The following is a 17,139-nucleotide window of genomic DNA, read 5'->3' as shown; positions in this document are numbered from 1 at the left end:
CGACTTTCTACGAAAAATGTGAGGAACAATGTATGAAAAAATATCAAGTGAATTTTAATGAAGCTGTTTTCTTATTAGTAACATTGCTGTTGATGATCGGTATTAGTATTATTGGTTTTGGTATTCCGGCTCATGTTGCGATCTTGATTGCGATTGGTTATTTACTTTTGTTTGCGGTGTATAAGAAATTTTCTTGGGATTTCATCCATGACGCTCTGATTGATGGTGTTTCTTCTGGTATTATTCCAATGTTGATTTTTATTTTGATTGGTGCGTTGATCAGTGTTTGGATTGCAGCAGGAACGATTCCAACGATCATGGTTTTAGGTTTTTCATTCTTATCAGTGAAATTTTTTATTCCGACTGTTTTTATAGTTTGCGGAATAGTAGGCGGCGCTGTTGGCAGCTCTTTTACAACGATTTCAACGATTGGGATCGCTTTTTTAGGAATGGGTAGTTTAATTGGGATCGACCCTGCACTGACAACAGGTGCAATCGTTTCGGGGGCTTTTTTGGGCAACACGATTTCACCGCTTTCAGATACAGTGAATTTAGCCGCAGCGATTTCAGAAGTTGATTTATTTGAACATTTGAAAAATACATATAAAACAGCAGTTCCAGCAGCGGTACTTTCGTTTGGCTACTTTTTAGTTATGGGATTGCGCTATGATGGTGCCTTAGATAGCACAAGTATTCATGATATCGTCAATACTTTAAATAACAATTTTACGATTTCTTTGATTGAACTGATTCCGTTGGCACTTTTGTTTGTCTGTGCTTGGAAAAAAATTCCAGCTATTCCTACATTACTGTTGAGTATCTGTGCCTCACTCATGTTGATGTTTTTTACGAATGCACACTTTTCATTCGTAGAAACAGCCGATATGATCCAAAATGGTTTTGTTTCTCACACTGGTAACGCACAAGTAGATGAACTGCTTTCTAGAGGTGGGATTCAAAGTATGATGTGGTCAGTATCGTTGATTATTTTGGCCCTAGCTTTAGGCGGATTATTAGTGAAAATGGAAATTATCGACTGTTTGCTTCAACGTTTTGAATCAGTAATCAATTCTCGACACAAATTGATTTTTCTTACAATGATGAGCTCTATCGGAATCAATGTATTAATCGGTGAACAGTATCTTTCGATCATTTTACCTGGAAAATCCTTTATCAATAAATTCAAAGAAAAGAACGTTCCGTTGACCCAGTTATCTAGAGGCTTGAATGATGCAGGTTCAGTGGTGAATCCATTGATTCCGTGGGGTGTGAGCGGTGTGTTTATCTCAGGAACGTTAGGTATTGCAACAATCAATTATCTGCCTTATGCGGTATTTTGTTATGTTTTACCGATCTTGTCATTTTTAGTTACGTTGAGTAGCAAAAAGAAATCAATAAAAGGCTAAATAAAAAATACAACATTATCCTTTTACGAGGATAGGTTGTATTTTTTTGTTTAATTGTTGGCTACTCACCAAAAGTTTTCAGTCCTTGATCATATAAGTAATCGTCGATCTCTGAAATCGTCAAGCCATGAGTGATACCATAAATCACTACAGCATCCCAAGGGTGTTTAGGGTAGAGTTGAGCATAGCTGGTTTTTTTCATCAAATCATTGGTTTCCTCTAAGTCCAAATTTAAGCCGATTGCTAAAGCAACCATTTTTTCTCTAGAAGGATTTCTTTTCCCGTCGAAATACTGATAGCCTGTCGCTTCAGTAATTCCAGCTTTTTTTAATACCGTACTTTTTGTCAACTGCTTATCGATCAGCCACCGATTTAAGTAATCTTTCAAGGTTTTGTCAATTGTATAATCCTGAGTTTCAGACAGAGCTGTTTGAAAATTTTCAGCTTTTTTTAATGAGTGAAGTAATGTATCTGTATCTTTTTCTTGCATGCCAAGATCTCCTATATTTAAAATATCCTATTGCTATTATACATGGTTTTTCATTAAGAGCGGACGTATTTTATTGATTTATTTGTTATAATTAAAAAAGTAAACAAAAATTGGAGTGTAAAAATGGGAAACATAAATAATTCAGGTCCATTTTCGTATAAAGAAATTGAACCGCTAACAGATAAAGCCAACGGACCGCTCCTTGTAAGGAAAAATGATACAAAGGAGTTTTTTGTAAAAAAATGCTATCCGCTTTATTTAGCGGATAACTTGACCACACTACAACAAATCAAGCAAACTAATTTACCTAAAGTTCAGGAAGTTCTGATTGAAGGGGATCAACTCTATCTATACGAAGAATTTATTCACGGTAAAACATTGACGGAAGTCATTAGCTCTTCAGAAGTGATAGAAACAGAAACAATTTTAAAGATGACACTTTCGTTATTAGATGCCTTAATAGCTCTTCATGATAAAGGATTAGTTCATCGTGATGTGAAACCTGGGAATATTATGTTGACCAATGACGGTATGCTAAAATTGATCGATTTTGATGCGGTGCGGGTATTTGATGGCGCGAAAGACACGGATACGATTCAGCTAGGAACAGTTGGATTTGCTTCACCTGAACAATTTGGTTTTGCTGAATCAGATGCAAGAAGTGATCTTTATTCGGTAGGGGTAGTAATCAATATTTGTTCGGTCAAAGAATATCCTAAAAATAAGCTAAGTTCGGATCCTTTTCTACGCGAAATTATTTTGAAGGCGACACGGTTTGATCCTAAAGATCGTTATCAGTCAGCAGTAGAAATGAAAACAGTGGTTAGAGAAAAATGGAAGCAATGGGTAAATGAAACGCATCATAATGAAGACAGGCTTGTTTTGGATAACCGAGAAAACAAGAATGAGAAGACTGATATGGACGAACCAAATAACGTCAAAACGCCTATTAGGTCATTCTTAAGAAAATATGTACCGGGATTTCGTACAGATCAGCCGTGGAAGATGACATTGGCGATTATTTATTATGTTCTTATGTTAATGGGACTACCAGGAATGGTCTATGAGGCAACTTCAATGACTGAAAAATTATTACGGACAATCGAAGGCTTTACTATATTTGTTTTGCCTGTGTTGTTACTTACTAACTTTATGAACTTTCATGAAAAAATACCTTTGCTTCATTCAAAAAAACTGATTTTGCGAGGACTTGGTTATGGTTTATTAGCTGTTGGCTGGCTGATTTTTTTTGTGTTATATCTTCTAGTGACAAATGGTGGAGCGAAAAGGTAGTTGACCGACTATCTACTTATCACTATGCAAAATGCATAAGATTCTTCTTTGATTATTCAGTAGTATAAATGTGTACTAACGGACTAAATAACAAAGGAGACAAAAAAATGAACGTGAAGAAAATTATTTTGATCGGTGTCGGTGTTTTAGTAGTAGGTGGTGTTCTAGCTAATATGGGTTCTGATTCTAAAGAAGACACAACGAAAAAAAAAGAGGCAACGACAAGTAAGGTTACTAAAAAACAAGAATCAGAAGTTCCTGCTGAAACAGATGCTGGTGATTTAGGTGATTATCACGTTGCTATCAAGGAACTATCGTTTGCAAAAGATTACAACGGAGAAGACGTAGGTGTGATCGATTATGAATTTACGAATAACAGCGATAAAAATGCAATGTTTTTAACGTCGATCACAACGAAGGCTTTTCAAAATGGTATTGCGTTGCAGTTAGCAATTATGTCAGAATCTGGGTATGTAGATTCAATGACTGAGATTCAACCAGGAGCAACACTGAATTTAAAAGTTCCTTATAAGTTAACGGACATGACAACACCAGTATCGGTTGAAGCAACGAAATTATTCAGTGATAAAGTGAAATTGACAAAAGAGTTTATCTTACAGTAATTTGAAATCTTCAAAAGGGTTGAACAAAGGTGGTTCAGCTAGCATTTTTTTCAGTAGAAAATGACTAGTTTTTAGCTTCAAAGGGAGCAAAGGAATTGGATAATATTCCTTATATATGGCCGTGTATTGGGTTTATTGGAACAGGTAGCTAGTTAAGATAGAGTTATTTGGTCCGAAATCAATTAGTCTTTGCTGCCTGACTGATTTTCCAAATACGAAAACAGCCAAAGCCACAAGAAAGTGAACGTCTGGATTATCTCCAGTCGTTCACTTTCTTTTTTTATTCATTTGACGAATTAGAGAGTTTATCGATGTCGGAATGGATTGGTTTAACTTTTAAGATATCTAAAAAGAAAGTAAAAATTGGAATACCGACAATCAATCCCCAAACACCGAATAGTCGCTCGCTGATCAATAAAATGACGAAGGTATAAAAAATCGGTAAATCCGTTTTACTGGACATAAATTTAGGATTCAATACATAAGACTCGAATAAATGGACAACAATAATGACGACTAAAATATAGATAACATCATTGATGCCGCCTTCAGAATAAGCAATAAAACTTAGTGGAATACAAGAAATGATCACACCTGCAACGGGAATCAAACTCAAAATAAAAATCATGATTGCTAAACTTGGTAATTGAGTAAAACCGATCAAAGCCAGACAAACCGTTGTAATACCAGTATTAACGACAGCAATAAAAAATTGAGCTTCCATCACGACGCCAAAGGTATTCACAAACTTATCTGCAAAAAAGTAAATATCTTGAAAGAACCAGTCAAAATCACTCTTTAAAAATAACTTAGAAAACTCTGCCATTTGTTTTTTCTCGATCATAAAAAAGAAACTTAAAATAAAAGAGAGGACAAAGGAAAGTCCAATAGAACCGATATCTTGAATATAACGTAAGAGCGTACTTGCACCATTTTGAATTTGGGTCATCAAGTTAGATTTTTCTATATATTCATTAATTATCATCAATAATTGATTGTGACTATCAGTTGGATTTTGATAAAAATGTACAACAGAATTATACATTTGGACTGTTTGATGAATCAGAACCGGCATATACTTTGTTATAGCCAGATAAACTAAAAAGACAATCAAAGAATAGGTTGCTAAAACAAGTATGAGCGACGGTATTTTTAAAAAACGCTGAACAAATTTTACGAAATGAAGTGCTAAAAACGTAAAAATAAAAGTTAATAAAATCATTGTGATCATGCTTCTAGCTAAAAATAAAATAAAGATAACAACAGCTAAAACGAAAAAACGTCTTAATCGTTCATTTTGAATAAACTTTTCATAAATCGACATGGCTTTCACTCCTTTTAATGAATGATTTGTACCCTTTACATATAAGGGAACAAATCAATAAGAGCAAAGACTCACCTTATACTCTTAATAATAGTACATATTAAGATAACTATAATGCTTTTTTGCATATTAAGATAGCAGTTTCCTTTATAATTCTAAAAAAATTATTTTTTATCAGTCAAAAATTTAAAAAGTTGTTCCCCTTTACAAAAGGAACGTATGTTCGTATAATTGGTTATGAAATAAACCAAGGAGAGGGTTACTATGTTTTTTGATTATGAAAAAGAACCTAGAAGAGTGATTTTTTGTATTGATGTAAAATCCTTCTATGCTTCAGTTGAGTGTGTCGCTAGAGAGTACGATCCGATGGAAAAAATGTTGGTCGTGATGAGTCATGCTGAAAATACTGGTGGTTTAGTTTTAGCTTCTTCTCCGAAAGCCAAAGAAGTCCTTGGCATCACGAATGTAACACGCAAATATGATGTACCAAATCACCCAGATCTAGTGATTGTCCCGCCACGAATGAATGAGTATATCAAGGAAAACATGAAAATCAATGCAATTTATAAGGAATATGTAGCAGAAGAAGACTTACATATTTATTCGATCGATGAATCGTTTTTAGATGTGACAGCTAGTTGGAGATTGTTTGGACAAACACCCATGGCACTAGCACAAATCATCCAGCAAAGAATCAAAAAAGAAACTGGCTTGTCGATTACGATCGGGATTGGTGATAATCCTTTGTTAGCCAAATTAGCTATGGATATTGAAGCTAAGCACAATGAGCAACGAGTAGCTGAATGGCATTATGAGAATGTTTCTGAAAAAGTTTGGACAATCGATCCCATGACTGAAATGTGGGGAATAGGTCAGCGACTGGCGAAACGCTTAAATAATCTGGGGATTCGTTCCATTTACGATTTGGCTCATGCTGATTTGAATAGTCTTAAAAGAAACCTAGGAATCATCGGAGAACAGTTGTATGCTCATGCGCACGGCATCGATCGAAGCCGCTTATCCGAAAAATATATCCCAGAAGAACGATCATACAATAATTCTCAGATTTTGATGCGAGATTACTTGAGACAAGATGAGATTGAAGTTGTGATCCGGGAAATGGCAGAGCAAGTGGCAGCTAGACTGAGGAAAGCGCATTGTCAGACTGAATGTGTTCATTTATCTATCGGATTTTCAAGAGCTAGTAAGGCAGGGGGCACAGGATTTTCAAGGCAAATGAAAGTCCCGCTGACGAATAGCAGTAAAGTATTGATTGAATACTGTCTAATGATATTTAGACAGCACTGGCACGGTGAGGAAGTACGACATATTGGGATTACTTATTCCAAACTGAATTATAATACTTATGTACAACTGGATTTATTTCATGAGCCGGATGAACAACTAAAAGAACTAAAGTTAGATCAGCTGATTGATGAGATTCGTCAACGTTTTGGCTATGTTTCGCTGGTTCATGCAAGTTCAGTTTCATCTGGTGGTACAGCAATTTCAAGAGCATCATTAGTTGGTGGACACGCTGGGGGAATGGAGGGCTTGCAATGAGCAAGGAACGGGATTACTATTTTGAACAGTACCAAGATCGAAAAATGAAGAAATGGGCAGGCTTTTATTTATCTGAACATACGGCAATCATTGAACAAGAGAAAAAAAGACAGCCAGCTGAAAAAAAGAGTCAAATGAGTTGGCTGGAGATTGATGAAGTATTAGCTCTAGCTTTTCAAAATCAAGTTGAAGTGAACATTCAAAAAGAAGAATTGGATAGCGAAGGGAATTACGGAGCGGATATTATTGGAAAGATTCAGGGACATGATGAATTAGGAATTTATGTAGATGGTCATAAGATTGGTTATGATGAGATTCGTCACGTACAGCTTCATTAAAGAAAAACGAGGTTGAGGCAAAAGCACCTAGCTCCCAGAAATAAGAAGGAATTCACGAAAATTATTCTTCAAATTTTGTGAATTTCGGCTTATTTCCGAAGGAGCTGCTTTTTTTCCACCGTTTTTTGATTTTAGGTAGTAGGAACTAGGAAAAACTCAGCTAATGCTAAGAGAATCATCATCAAAGCAATCAACCCACATATAATCATGTGACGTCGTTTGTGCATCATTACGATCGCGATAAACTCTCTTAAAAAAGCATTTGGCAAGAAATAAAGAGCAGTTTTGGCTCCAATACCATCTGCTTTCAGATTAGCCATTTTGGCAAAAAGACCCGCACGAAATAAGTGGAAATTATTAGTAGTAAAAATCGCATGAAAGTCTGTCCCGCCAAAAGTTGCTTCCATGATTTCTTTAGAGAATTTCATATTTTCTAAAGTATTTTTTGAATTTGTTTCAACTAAAATATCCTCTTCAGGAATACCTTTTTCAATGGCATAATGTTTCATGGCAAGACTTTCTGCAATATGTTCATCATCACCTTTTCCGCCGGACATAAGGATTTTAGGTGAATTCAAAGTAGCGCGGGTTTGGGCTTTATAAAATTGAACTGCCTTTTCGATCCGTTTTCCTAAAAGTGGGGGGACTGTTTTCCCATCAATTAAACCAGAGCCTAAAACAATAATAAAATCTTGCTCATATTTTGGCTGATTAAACTGATAAATCATCGAAATCGTTAAAAAATTGTAAAAAACAACGGAAAAATAGAACATAGATAAAGGTAAAATACCAAATAATAAAGATGCCCAAGATGGTAAAACTCGAGAGGAATAATAATTAACGATCAAAAAGACTGTCAAGCCAATCGCTAAAAGCAAAGTCAATAGGTTGGCTAAAGAATGACCTTCTTTACGCATCACAACGATAGCATTCCAATACAAGAAAACAACTAAGGCATAAAGTCCGATAAATAGAAGCAACAACAAGAAAATACCAGTGATCCCTGCTAAAATGAGCAATACTGGATCTGTTGTTCTAACCAGTAAAGAACCCAAATAGGTCATACCAATAACTAGAAATAAATTAAATACTAACCCATTTACCAGTCTGCGCTTTTCTTTAAAATAACAAAAAAGAAAAAGTAGTAAAAAAAATGACGGGATCAAAAAGTAGTACGTATGAAGTCGTACTTCTAAATGAATGACATAGACAATAAAACAAATTGAAAACCAAAGCAACTCATAAAATTTCCAATCTTGGTTTACCTTTTTTTGGCGCCATTTCGGGATCATGAATACGCCGATAAGATAAATAATACCAATAAAAATACTAAAATAATTCCCCATAATAGAACTCCTTCAATAAATGATTTCCATCTTAGTATAACGAAAAATGAGAGAAAAAAATACTATAAGGCCTAATTAGATATCTTGATTGTTGCCGTAAAAAATAGACGTGAGTGAGACAAAAACTAAAAATCGGTTTTGTTTCGGGCCTTAAATCCAAAGAAATGGCGAGAAAAAAGCAACTCCTTCGGCTTATTACTTGGAGTTGAACGCTTTTGTCTCGACCATGTGAAATTTGGATAAACACTTCTGTTTCAATCTTGTCCATTTTAATGTTATTTAGATGAATGGACCGGAAATGTTATTAAGAAGCTTGTGCCATGACCTTCTGTAGATTCTAGTGAAAGATGCCATTCATACTTTGCAACGATCGAGGTCACTGCGAATAAGCCCAGACCAGTCCCTTCATCGGCAGATTTCGTTGTAAAAAAAGGTTCAAATATTTTTTCTTTTAATGCAGGTGGAATTCCTGAACCATTATCAGAGATTTCCAATGTCACAAAACTGTCAATGTGACTCATTCGGTGACTGTCCGTTTTTAATAGATCTGTTAGTTCTTTTGTGGCAGGAGCAACAGTTACTTGAATCTTCTGAGGTTTATTTGTATTGTCTTTTGTTGCTTGATAAGCATTTGTAATCAAGTTATAGATTAAATTTTGTAAATCTGTTTCTTCTAATTTAGTTGTTCCTAGATTTTCTTGAATGGCTAGAGTAAGCTGCACTTTTTTAGGAATGATTTCTCCAATCAGGTGTGTGGCTACTCCGATAGCTGCAGAGATGTCCATCCATTCCTGAACGCTTTTTTGCGGCTTAGAAAAACGTAATACATTGGATGATAGTTGTTTTCCTTTTTGAGCAGAATGGAGAATTTCCTCTAAATCTGCTTTTAATACAGAATCATCCTGATGTTCTTCCAATAGCAATTGTGTATTGCCGATAATTGGTGTTAAAAAATTATTCATATCATGGACGATTGAGGTCGTTAATAGACCAACTGTTTCCATTTTATTTCGTTGATAAAGTTCTAGTTCAAGCTGATGTTGCATTTTTTGTCGTTTTTGTTTTTCGATCAACTGTCGATTTTCTGCTTCGATCGTTTCTTTTTTTCTAAAATTATGAATAAAGAGTGAGCAGATAATGATCAATAGCAATAATAAAACTAAAAGGAAAGATAAAACGATCACAAAATTAATGATATCATCGTTTCGTTCATTATAATCCGCATTAAGTGCAACGACCCAGTGAGCAAGACCTACATCGATCCATTCAAATGCACTTATTTTTAAGACTTCAGTCGGTGTATCTTCATCCCACCAGTAGGATTTATAAGTCAGCTTTCCAGAATCATGGTTTAGCTGATATTTTTCCAGTCTTTTTAAATCAGAATAGTCGAAGTCAGGATAAAGTTCTTCCCGCCCATTGATGATATCCAAACCCACTTGTTGTTTAACAGGGTGCATGACAACAGTCATCGAACGATCCTTGATCATTGGATAGCCTTTATAGTCTAATTCAAAATCCTGTAGAAAATTTTTATAAAAAGCTTCTAATTTTAATGGTAAAATCAAATAACCATCAAGCGTTCCAGAACTTGTTTTAATTTCTTGATAGAAATTAACATAGGCTTTTTTGTCGATAAAGTACGAATCACCGTTTTGAGCAGTTGGTTTATCTAGTAGCTGTTTAAGTGAGAGGTCATGACTGATAAAAGGACGAATCGTTTGGATATCGGCAATGGAGACCTGCTTTTTCTTAGCATCCCAATGAAAGGCATATAATGGTGTACCGTCAGGCTCTATATAAAAAAGTGCATCTGCTTCATTATTTAGAGAATCAAAAAATGTATTTAGAGAAGAAGCGCTGTTTTTTAAGTATGTTACTGGATCATCACTGTTTTTCAAATTACCATCAATCGCTAGATAATTAAGAGCTTGATGGCGGTTTTTCATAGAAAGTTGAATCACTTTGCCAACATATTCTGTTGACTGCAGCAAAAAATCTTGTCCGCTAGCAGTAGTTGTTTTGCGAATAACGGAGAACCCACGAATTGCAAAAAAAACAGATACAACAATAAAAGTAATCATTGCGGCAATCATGATGTTCACAATTCTATTTGTTCGTTTCATTGGTCTAGCTCCTTTTGAAAGTCTGTTGATATCATAACAAGTTCATGTTGAAATTTAAAGATAATTCCGCTATTGTATAGATAATGTAAAAAGAATAATGAGGTGTACATGTTGCGAAATGAAAAAATTTTAGTGGTAGATGACGATCCTGCAATTCGCCGATTGATTTGGAAGTCGCTTCAATCAACTGGGTTGTTGGTGTACCAAAGTGACACGATCGAAAAAACAGTAGATATCATGAATCGAGTCGAGTTTCAATTATTTCTTTTAGATGTAAGTTTAGAGCATGAAAATGATGGTTACCATTTGGCTCAATTGATTCGTGAACAGCAACCTTTGACGCCAATTATATTTGTCAGTGGGAAAAAAAGCGAGCAAGATATCGTCAGTGGTCTAGAATCAGGAGGCGATGTTTATCTTTCTAAACCCTTTGCGCCAAATGTTTTACGAGCACAAGTTCTCAGTACATTAAATCGAACTGAGCAATTACTAACACTAAATCAAAAACGTGAAGAAACTACACTAAAAGAGGGTATATTTTCGTTTGATAAAAATCAATATCAATTTAGTAAAAATGGCGAAATCGTAAATATGACATCTAAAGAAATCATGATGATTTTATTTTTTATGGAAAATCCGTATCAAGTATTTAGCAAAGAGCAGATCTATGCAAGTGTCTGGAGTGATGGAGATATGGACAAAAATCTGATCACAGTCTATATCAATTATTTAAGAAACAAAATCGAAGATGACCCCAAAAAGCCGAAATATTTACAAACAGTTTGGGGGATTGGCTATCTGTTTAATCCAGAAGGCAAAGAGGCAGGAGCTAGTGTTTAAATAAAAAACAGGTGGTGATCGATCATGGTCATCACCTGTTTTTATTCGATTGATTATGTAAAACTTAAAATAGACCTTCTAATCGACCAAAAAAGAAACTTAGGGCTAATAAATCAGCTGAACCGCCTGGACTAAGATTTTCTTGAATCAGTTGCTGATCAAAAAGAATCAACGCTTTTTCTAGTTCTGTTTCTGAAGAACTGAATGAAAAATAGTTTAAAAGGTCAGCCGATTGCTTTTGGACATTTTGCCAAGCCGAAATACCGCCGCGATTGATTAAATTAGAATCTTCGATCGTAGCCATTAACTGCAACAGCAATAGTAAAAATAGTGTTCGTTGCTCACTTGTCTGGTGTTGTCTTAAAAACGGCAACGCAATGTTGTGGAGTGCAGGATAACCTAATTCTGCTTCGCCTCGAATCCCAACGATACCATATCCTAAATAAAGTTTTTCTCCATGGCTCAATTGTTTCTTTTGAGCTAGACCAATAAAATCATTTTCAAGTAAGCCTTTTGTCATCTGCTTGACATAGTCAAAAACTGCAGATGTGTCTTGTTCAGAAAAGGGAATAGCAAGTTGTTGCTCACTTATTATTTTTCCTGTCGCACTTAAAAGTAATGCTAAAGAGAAATTTGCACCTTTATGAGTATTGATGCCATTTGTTTCACGTAACATTGCGTACTCTGCTTGGCGTCCGATTACCCGAACTTTTTTAAATAGATCAAACGGACTACCTTCATGAGAAAAACCTACATCAACGTATTTCGTAAGATATGGAGCAAGAGCTGCACTGCTATCAATAAAAGTAAAATAATTCATGTCTGAATGTGCGCCGTTGCTTTTCGGATCAACTAGACCGGGTTTAGGATAAAGACCTGCTTCGTATAGTAATGCTTCTAACGCAAATGCACTGATTTGTTTTTGGATCGCGTTGTTATTTATCTGTTTCATTTAAATGCTTTTCCATTTCTTTGAGAATAAAGGACTGAGAATAATCTAAATGTTCAGTAATCAACAATTCTAATTGCGTTTCTTCTTGATTAAGCATGCATTTATAAATCAACCAATGTTCATTCAACGCTTTGTCTCTTCGATCTTTAGAACGGATCGAAATGTCTCGAAAATAGACGAGGTACTCACGTAATTTCATGACAATCGATTTTAAGCGTAACATCTTACTTTTTTCATAAATCAGTTCATTAAAATCTGAAAAACGTTGTAAGACTTGATCGATTTCGTTCTCTTCATTTAACTGTTCAGTTTCTTCTAATAATGCTTTTAATTCATCAAAATCGTCAGAGGTCATTTCCTTCATTGCTGTGATCGTAGCTAAAACATCCAAAGATTTTCGAATCGCATAAATTTCATGCGCATCATTGAGTGAAATTCCTCGAACAATGATCCCAACTCCTTTAACGTGATCGACTAATCCTTCTTCAACTAATTTTTGTAAAGCATAGCGAATCGGTGTGCGGCTAATATTCATTACCTCAGAAAATTCTTTTTCATTGATCCGTTGTCCAGCAGGGATCTCACCAAGAATAATTGTTTTACGAAATGCTTTATAAACGAGTTCTTTCAATGGTTCATTAAGACTTAAATCTAAATTTTTTCCAACTGCTTCTGATATTTTACTCATCTGATTACTCCTCTTGTGATTAATTAATAGTAGGAAAAATAAATGAATATTTTAATTCTGTATTGCTAAGAAAAAGATAAGAAAATCACACAAATCTTTTTATGAATTGTGCGATTTTCAATGAACAAGACTAATTATTGTGGGATATAAAGCGGCATATGACCAGTCAAGATGATTGTTACAACAAAAATGATGAAGATGCCCAGTGCCCATTTAGCTGATTCTTTTTGCCATTGCCCCATATCTAAACCTGTTAATCGAAGTAATAGATAAATGAAGGCAACCAATGGACTTAACAAGTGGAATGCTTGTCCCATCAAGGAAGCTAAAGCCATTTGCATATCGGTAAAACCATAAGCGCGACCCGCTTCGGCTAAGACAGGTAAGACACCAAAGTAGAATCCATCATTTGAAATAAAGAAAGTACCAGGAGCTGAAATCAACGCAATGACTAAGCCCCAGAAACCAGCCAATTGATTTGGAATGATTTTTGTGAAACTTTGAGCTAATGCATCTGCCATACCAGTCCCTTGGAAAAGCCCCATGAAGACACCAGCAGCAAACACTAAGATAACAACTTGCACAGCATCGCCGCCATTTGCACCGATACGAGAAGATTGGTCTTTTAAGACAGGATAGTTGACCATCAAAGCAATCACTGTACCTGTTAAGAATAAGAACAACGGAGGTAATCCAAGACCTACAAATGAGTCTGTTACTAACAAGGCAATCAATGAAATCGTTAAGATCGCATTGAATAACCAAATTTTAGGTCGGCGGATCGCTAATGTTTCTTCATCTGTAACAGTTGTCATAGCATCGATTTCTTCGTCTGTCAGTTGTTTGATCCCAAGACGAGCACGCTCTTTTCTACCCATAGAAGGCGCTACGATGAAAATGACATAAAGCAAGGCAATGATCATTCCAGGGATCAAGTAAGCCAAAATTTCGGCCCCAACATTCAACACACTCATCGCGCGAGCTGTTGGTCCACCCCAAGGAAGTAAGTTCATGATCGTATTTTGCAAAATAACAATGACTGCTAAGTTCATTAATTTCATATCCAATTTTTTATAAATAGGAATAAAAGCAGAACAGCAAATCAAGGTTGTAGTCGTTCCATCTCCATTAAGAGAAACGGCTGCTGCAACAACAGCTGTAGCAATCAGTACTTTCATCGGATCGCCTTTAGCAATATGGATCATTTTTTTCGTGATTGGGTCAAATAACCCAGCATCCAACATGATTGAAAAATAAAGAATGGCAAACAATAACATGATACCAGTAGTGGATGTCGTTTTAATCCCTTCCATAACAAAGTCTCCAATAGAGCCTTTCTTAGAAACACCCGCAAACATTGCGATCAAAGCAAAAATAAGTGGAATCAAAACTAAAGCTGTAAACGGTGACATTTTCTTTTTCATGATGACAAACATAAAGACGATGATCATCACATAAGACAAAACAGTTAATAACATTTTTTTCTCTCCTTCAACACTAAATTCGTTTTCCGAAACAATCGGGCCTCTCTTTGTGGTGTTGGGTCTATAGAAAAATAACAGTCAGGTAAATTTAGAAAGCCCTTTCTTGTTTCGTTTAACAAGGCTAAGTTTAATCGAAGAAAGTTTAGATAAATAGACGAGAAGAGGAAAAAGAACACCAAAAAAACACAAATGGGAGCGGTTTCTTAAAGAGATGTTAATAAGATATTAATAAAACCTTAAATGCGTAGAAACGTTGATATATCAGCGTTTTTTTGTGTTTTAAAGGATTTTGCGTGAAGAGGAACAGCGAAAGAACAATTCAGGCTTGATGATTTCATTTTATTGTAATCGTTTTTACCTATAATGAATTCATAAACAGAAAGGATGTGAGTTCATGGGTCTATTTGAACGGCTGTTTAATAAAGAAAAAGTAGAAATGAAATCAGATAAACAACCACTTTCTCCTATAGTAAAAGAAGAAAATGAGTGGCAGGAAATTGCTGGATATATTCCAGTAGAGAATGAGGAATATCAATTTGTTTCATTGATTGCAACAGCAGTTGCGGCTGGCGATCGACCAGAAAGTGAGTTTACTATTAAACGCATTTCAAAAAGAAATCCAGAAGCACAACTGGTTTCTGCGATTGCTACCAGTATTGCATCGGCTGATGATACGCAGAGTCATTTTGTTATTCGATCAATCAAAGAAAAAAGAACGAATTAGTTTTTTGATTACTTGATGGTGTCGGTCAGATTTTCTGAGAAAAGACAAATTATGAAAGAGGCAAAAAGCGCCTCAGTCATGATTTCCTATTTTTCAGTCGAACCTGAACGAGCCCATTACACTTTGCTTTGAATCACAGTGAATGAAATGAACTGATGCTGAAAAGTACAATGTGAAGCGAAGTGGAACGTTGTTACAGATTAAATTTTAGGAGGAGAAAAAATGTTACGTAAGTTCAAAATCTCAATTGATGGAAAAGAGTATTTAGTAGAAATGGAAGAAATTGGTGGCGTGCCACAAGCACCAATCGCAGCACCAGTCGCACCAGTAGTTCCTGTGGCAGAAGCGGTACCAACGCCTACACAAGCGGATACAACAGCTCCTATAGCGAGCACGCCGGCTGGAAGTGATGCAATGCCATCACCTATGCCTGGAACAATCTTGAAGATTTTAGTAAATGTTGGAGACACGGTTCAGGAAAATCAACCATTAATGATTCTTGAAGCCATGAAAATGGAAAATGAAATTGTAGCTGGTAAAGCAGGTACGGTCACAGGGATTCATGTTCAACAAGGTGATATGGTCAATCCAGGAGAACCATTAGTTACAATCGGTTAAATAAGAAAAAAGTAGTTCAATTATAAAAGAGGAAGTGACGTTTGTGGAAACATTAATTGAAGGTGTAGTAGGAATGGGGCAGGAGCCGGGACGTATTGTAATGATGGTCATCGGAGGCATCCTGATGTACTTGGGAATCAAAAAAGAGTATGAACCTACCTTACTTGTACCAATGGGATTAGGGACGATTTTAGTCAATTTTCCTAATTCTGGTGTACTAAGTGCTGGCGGAGATGCTGGTCCGTTTCAAGTGTTGTTTGATATAGGAATTTCGACTGAGTTATTTCCGCTGTTACTATTTATCGGAATTGGCGCTATGATCGATTTTGGGCCATTATTACAAAATCCATTTTTATTGTTATTCGGTGCCGCTGCGCAATTTGGGATTTTCTTTACGATTATTGCGGCCGTTTTATTAGGTTTTGATTTAAATGATGCAGCTTCTATTGGCATTATCGGAGCAGCGGATGGTCCAACATCAATCTTTGTTGCCAACACGTTAAATTCGAAATATATGGGTGCGATTATGGTGGCAGCTTATTCTTATATGGCCTTGGTCCCGATTATTCAACCAGTGGCGATCAAAGCCGTTACAACGAAAAAAGAACGTAAAATCCGCATGACTTACCGTGCTGGTGAAGTATCACAAACAGCGAAAATTTTATTCCCAATCGTAATTACGGTTGTCGCAGGATTGGTAGCACCAGTTTCTCTTCCACTCGTTGGGTTTTTAATGTTTGGGAATTTACTGCGTGAGTGTGGTGTCTTAGATCGTTTATCTGTGACAGCGCAAAATGAGCTAGTAAACATCATCAGTATTGTACTAGGATTGGCAATTTCAGTAAAAATGCAATACGAAGAATTTCTACAAATTGATACGTTAATGGTTATTGGTTTGGGGTTAGTTGCCTTTGTAATGGATTCAGTTGGTGGTGTCTTGTTTGCCAAATTATTGAATCTATTTAGAAAAGAAAAAATCAATCCGATGATTGGTGCAGCAGGAATTTCAGCATTCCCAATGTCTAGTCGAGTGATTCAAAAAATGGCAACAGACGAAGATCCACAGAACTTTATTTTAATGCATGCAGCAGGTGCAAATGTATCTGGACAGATTGCTTCAGTTATTGCGGGCGGCTTATTATTAGCCTTGCTTGCGTAGCGTTTGACTAGAAGAAAAGGAAAGGAGCTTGTTTATGTCAGCTGATTTATTAAAATCATTAGAGCTATTGGTTTTTGGTTGGGGTGGCGTGTTTGTTGTCATTTTCGTGATTTACTTTGCGTCGTTTATGTTAAATAAATTATTCCCACCGAAAAGCTAGGAAGT

General features: G+C 35.8%; 17 protein-coding genes. 10 read left to right on the top strand and 7 right to left on the bottom strand.

Annotation, left to right across the window (positions count from 1 at the left end; all coding sequences use genetic code 11):
• The first annotated feature begins 32 nt into the window (after positions 1 to 32).
• Positions 33 to 1,406, top strand: a complete 1,374-nt coding sequence (nhaC, locus tag A5821_RS05990; protein WP_086313667.1) for a Na+/H+ antiporter NhaC — start codon at positions 33 to 35, stop codon at positions 1,404 to 1,406.
• A 61-nt stretch (positions 1,407 to 1,467) separates the two neighbouring features.
• On the opposite strand, the gene A5821_RS05985 is transcribed toward nhaC, so the two are convergent.
• On the bottom strand, positions 1,468 to 1,896 hold the full coding sequence (locus A5821_RS05985; protein ID WP_086313666.1) for a helix-turn-helix domain-containing protein: 429 nt from the start codon (positions 1,894 to 1,896) through the stop codon (positions 1,468 to 1,470).
• 123 nt (positions 1,897 to 2,019) lie between these two features.
• On the opposite strand from A5821_RS05985, the gene A5821_RS05980 reads away from it, so the two are divergent.
• Positions 2,020 to 3,189 carry a serine/threonine-protein kinase gene (locus A5821_RS05980; RefSeq protein WP_086313665.1) on the top strand — a complete coding sequence of 390 codons (1,170 nt, stop codon included), beginning with the start codon at positions 2,020 to 2,022 and terminating at the stop codon, positions 3,187 to 3,189.
• Positions 3,190 to 3,296: 107 nt separating this feature from the next.
• Positions 3,297 to 3,812, top strand: coding sequence for a DUF5067 domain-containing protein (locus tag A5821_RS05975; protein WP_086313664.1), 516 nt, complete (start codon positions 3,297 to 3,299; stop codon positions 3,810 to 3,812).
• A 280-nt stretch (positions 3,813 to 4,092) separates the two neighbouring features.
• On the opposite strand, the gene A5821_RS05970 is transcribed toward A5821_RS05975, so the two are convergent.
• Positions 4,093 to 5,136, bottom strand: coding sequence for an AI-2E family transporter (locus A5821_RS05970; protein WP_086313663.1), 1,044 nt, complete (start codon positions 5,134 to 5,136; stop codon positions 4,093 to 4,095).
• Between the two features lie 264 nt (positions 5,137 to 5,400).
• On the opposite strand from A5821_RS05970, the gene A5821_RS05965 reads away from it, so the two are divergent.
• A complete protein-coding gene (locus tag A5821_RS05965; RefSeq protein WP_086313662.1) occupies positions 5,401 to 6,699 on the top strand; it encodes a Y-family DNA polymerase in 1,299 nt (432 codons plus the stop codon).
• Positions 6,696 to 7,037 carry a hypothetical protein gene (locus A5821_RS05960; protein ID WP_086313661.1) on the top strand — a complete coding sequence of 114 codons (342 nt, stop codon included), beginning with the start codon at positions 6,696 to 6,698 and terminating at the stop codon, positions 7,035 to 7,037. The genes A5821_RS05965 and A5821_RS05960 overlap by 4 nt, the downstream gene beginning before the upstream one ends.
• Positions 7,038 to 7,168: 131 nt before the next feature.
• Here the strand turns inward: A5821_RS05960 and A5821_RS05955 are convergent, their stop codons facing one another.
• The gene (locus A5821_RS05955) at positions 7,169 to 8,383 is read right to left on the bottom strand and encodes a YdcF family protein (RefSeq protein WP_086313660.1); all 1,215 of its coding nucleotides are present in this window, start codon (positions 8,381 to 8,383) and stop codon (positions 7,169 to 7,171) included.
• A 275-nt stretch (positions 8,384 to 8,658) separates the two neighbouring features.
• Positions 8,659 to 10,509, bottom strand: a complete 1,851-nt coding sequence (locus A5821_RS05950; RefSeq protein WP_086313659.1) for a sensor histidine kinase — start codon at positions 10,507 to 10,509, stop codon at positions 8,659 to 8,661.
• Positions 10,510 to 10,620: 111 nt separating this feature from the next.
• On the opposite strand from A5821_RS05950, the gene A5821_RS05945 reads away from it, so the two are divergent.
• Positions 10,621 to 11,349: a response regulator transcription factor gene (locus A5821_RS05945; protein ID WP_086314319.1), complete on the top strand. Its 729-nt coding sequence runs from the start codon at positions 10,621 to 10,623 to the stop codon at positions 11,347 to 11,349.
• A gap of 64 nt (positions 11,350 to 11,413) precedes the next feature.
• On the opposite strand, the gene citG is transcribed toward A5821_RS05945, so the two are convergent.
• The 3 genes from citG to A5821_RS05930 form a co-directional block, all read right to left on the bottom strand.
• A complete protein-coding gene (gene citG, locus A5821_RS05940) occupies positions 11,414 to 12,301 on the bottom strand; it encodes a triphosphoribosyl-dephospho-CoA synthase CitG (RefSeq protein ID WP_086313658.1) in 888 nt (295 codons plus the stop codon).
• On the bottom strand, positions 12,285 to 12,989 hold the full coding sequence (locus A5821_RS05935) for a GntR family transcriptional regulator (protein ID WP_086313657.1): 705 nt from the start codon (positions 12,987 to 12,989) through the stop codon (positions 12,285 to 12,287). Before A5821_RS05935 ends, citG begins: the two co-directional genes overlap by 17 nt.
• A gap of 134 nt (positions 12,990 to 13,123) precedes the next feature.
• Positions 13,124 to 14,467: a CitMHS family transporter gene (locus tag A5821_RS05930; protein WP_086313656.1), complete on the bottom strand. Its 1,344-nt coding sequence runs from the start codon at positions 14,465 to 14,467 to the stop codon at positions 13,124 to 13,126.
• 400 nt (positions 14,468 to 14,867) lie between these two features.
• Here A5821_RS05930 and A5821_RS05925 point away from each other — a divergent pair, with 400 nt between their 5' ends.
• The 4 genes from A5821_RS05925 to A5821_RS05910 all read left to right on the top strand — a co-directional run bounded on the left by A5821_RS05925 (position 14,868) and on the right by A5821_RS05910 (position 17,134).
• Positions 14,868 to 15,197, top strand: coding sequence for a hypothetical protein (locus A5821_RS05925; protein WP_086313655.1), 330 nt, complete (start codon positions 14,868 to 14,870; stop codon positions 15,195 to 15,197).
• A 222-nt stretch (positions 15,198 to 15,419) separates the two neighbouring features.
• On the top strand, positions 15,420 to 15,815 hold the full coding sequence (locus tag A5821_RS05920; protein WP_086313654.1) for an acetyl-CoA carboxylase biotin carboxyl carrier protein subunit: 396 nt from the start codon (positions 15,420 to 15,422) through the stop codon (positions 15,813 to 15,815).
• A 43-nt stretch (positions 15,816 to 15,858) separates the two neighbouring features.
• Entirely contained in the window at positions 15,859 to 16,974 is a 1,116-nt protein-coding gene (locus A5821_RS05915; RefSeq protein WP_086313653.1) for a sodium ion-translocating decarboxylase subunit beta, read from the top strand.
• Between the two features lie 34 nt (positions 16,975 to 17,008).
• Entirely contained in the window at positions 17,009 to 17,134 is a 126-nt protein-coding gene (locus A5821_RS05910; protein WP_010760868.1) for an OadG-related small transporter subunit, read from the top strand.
• Positions 17,135 to 17,139 lie beyond the last annotated feature (5 nt).

The organism is Enterococcus sp. 7F3_DIV0205 (assembly GCF_002141365.2).
GTDB classification, from domain to species: domain Bacteria; phylum Bacillota; class Bacilli; order Lactobacillales; family Enterococcaceae; genus Enterococcus_L; species Enterococcus_L palustris.
This window is presented reverse-complemented; position numbering and strand designations above follow the sequence as displayed.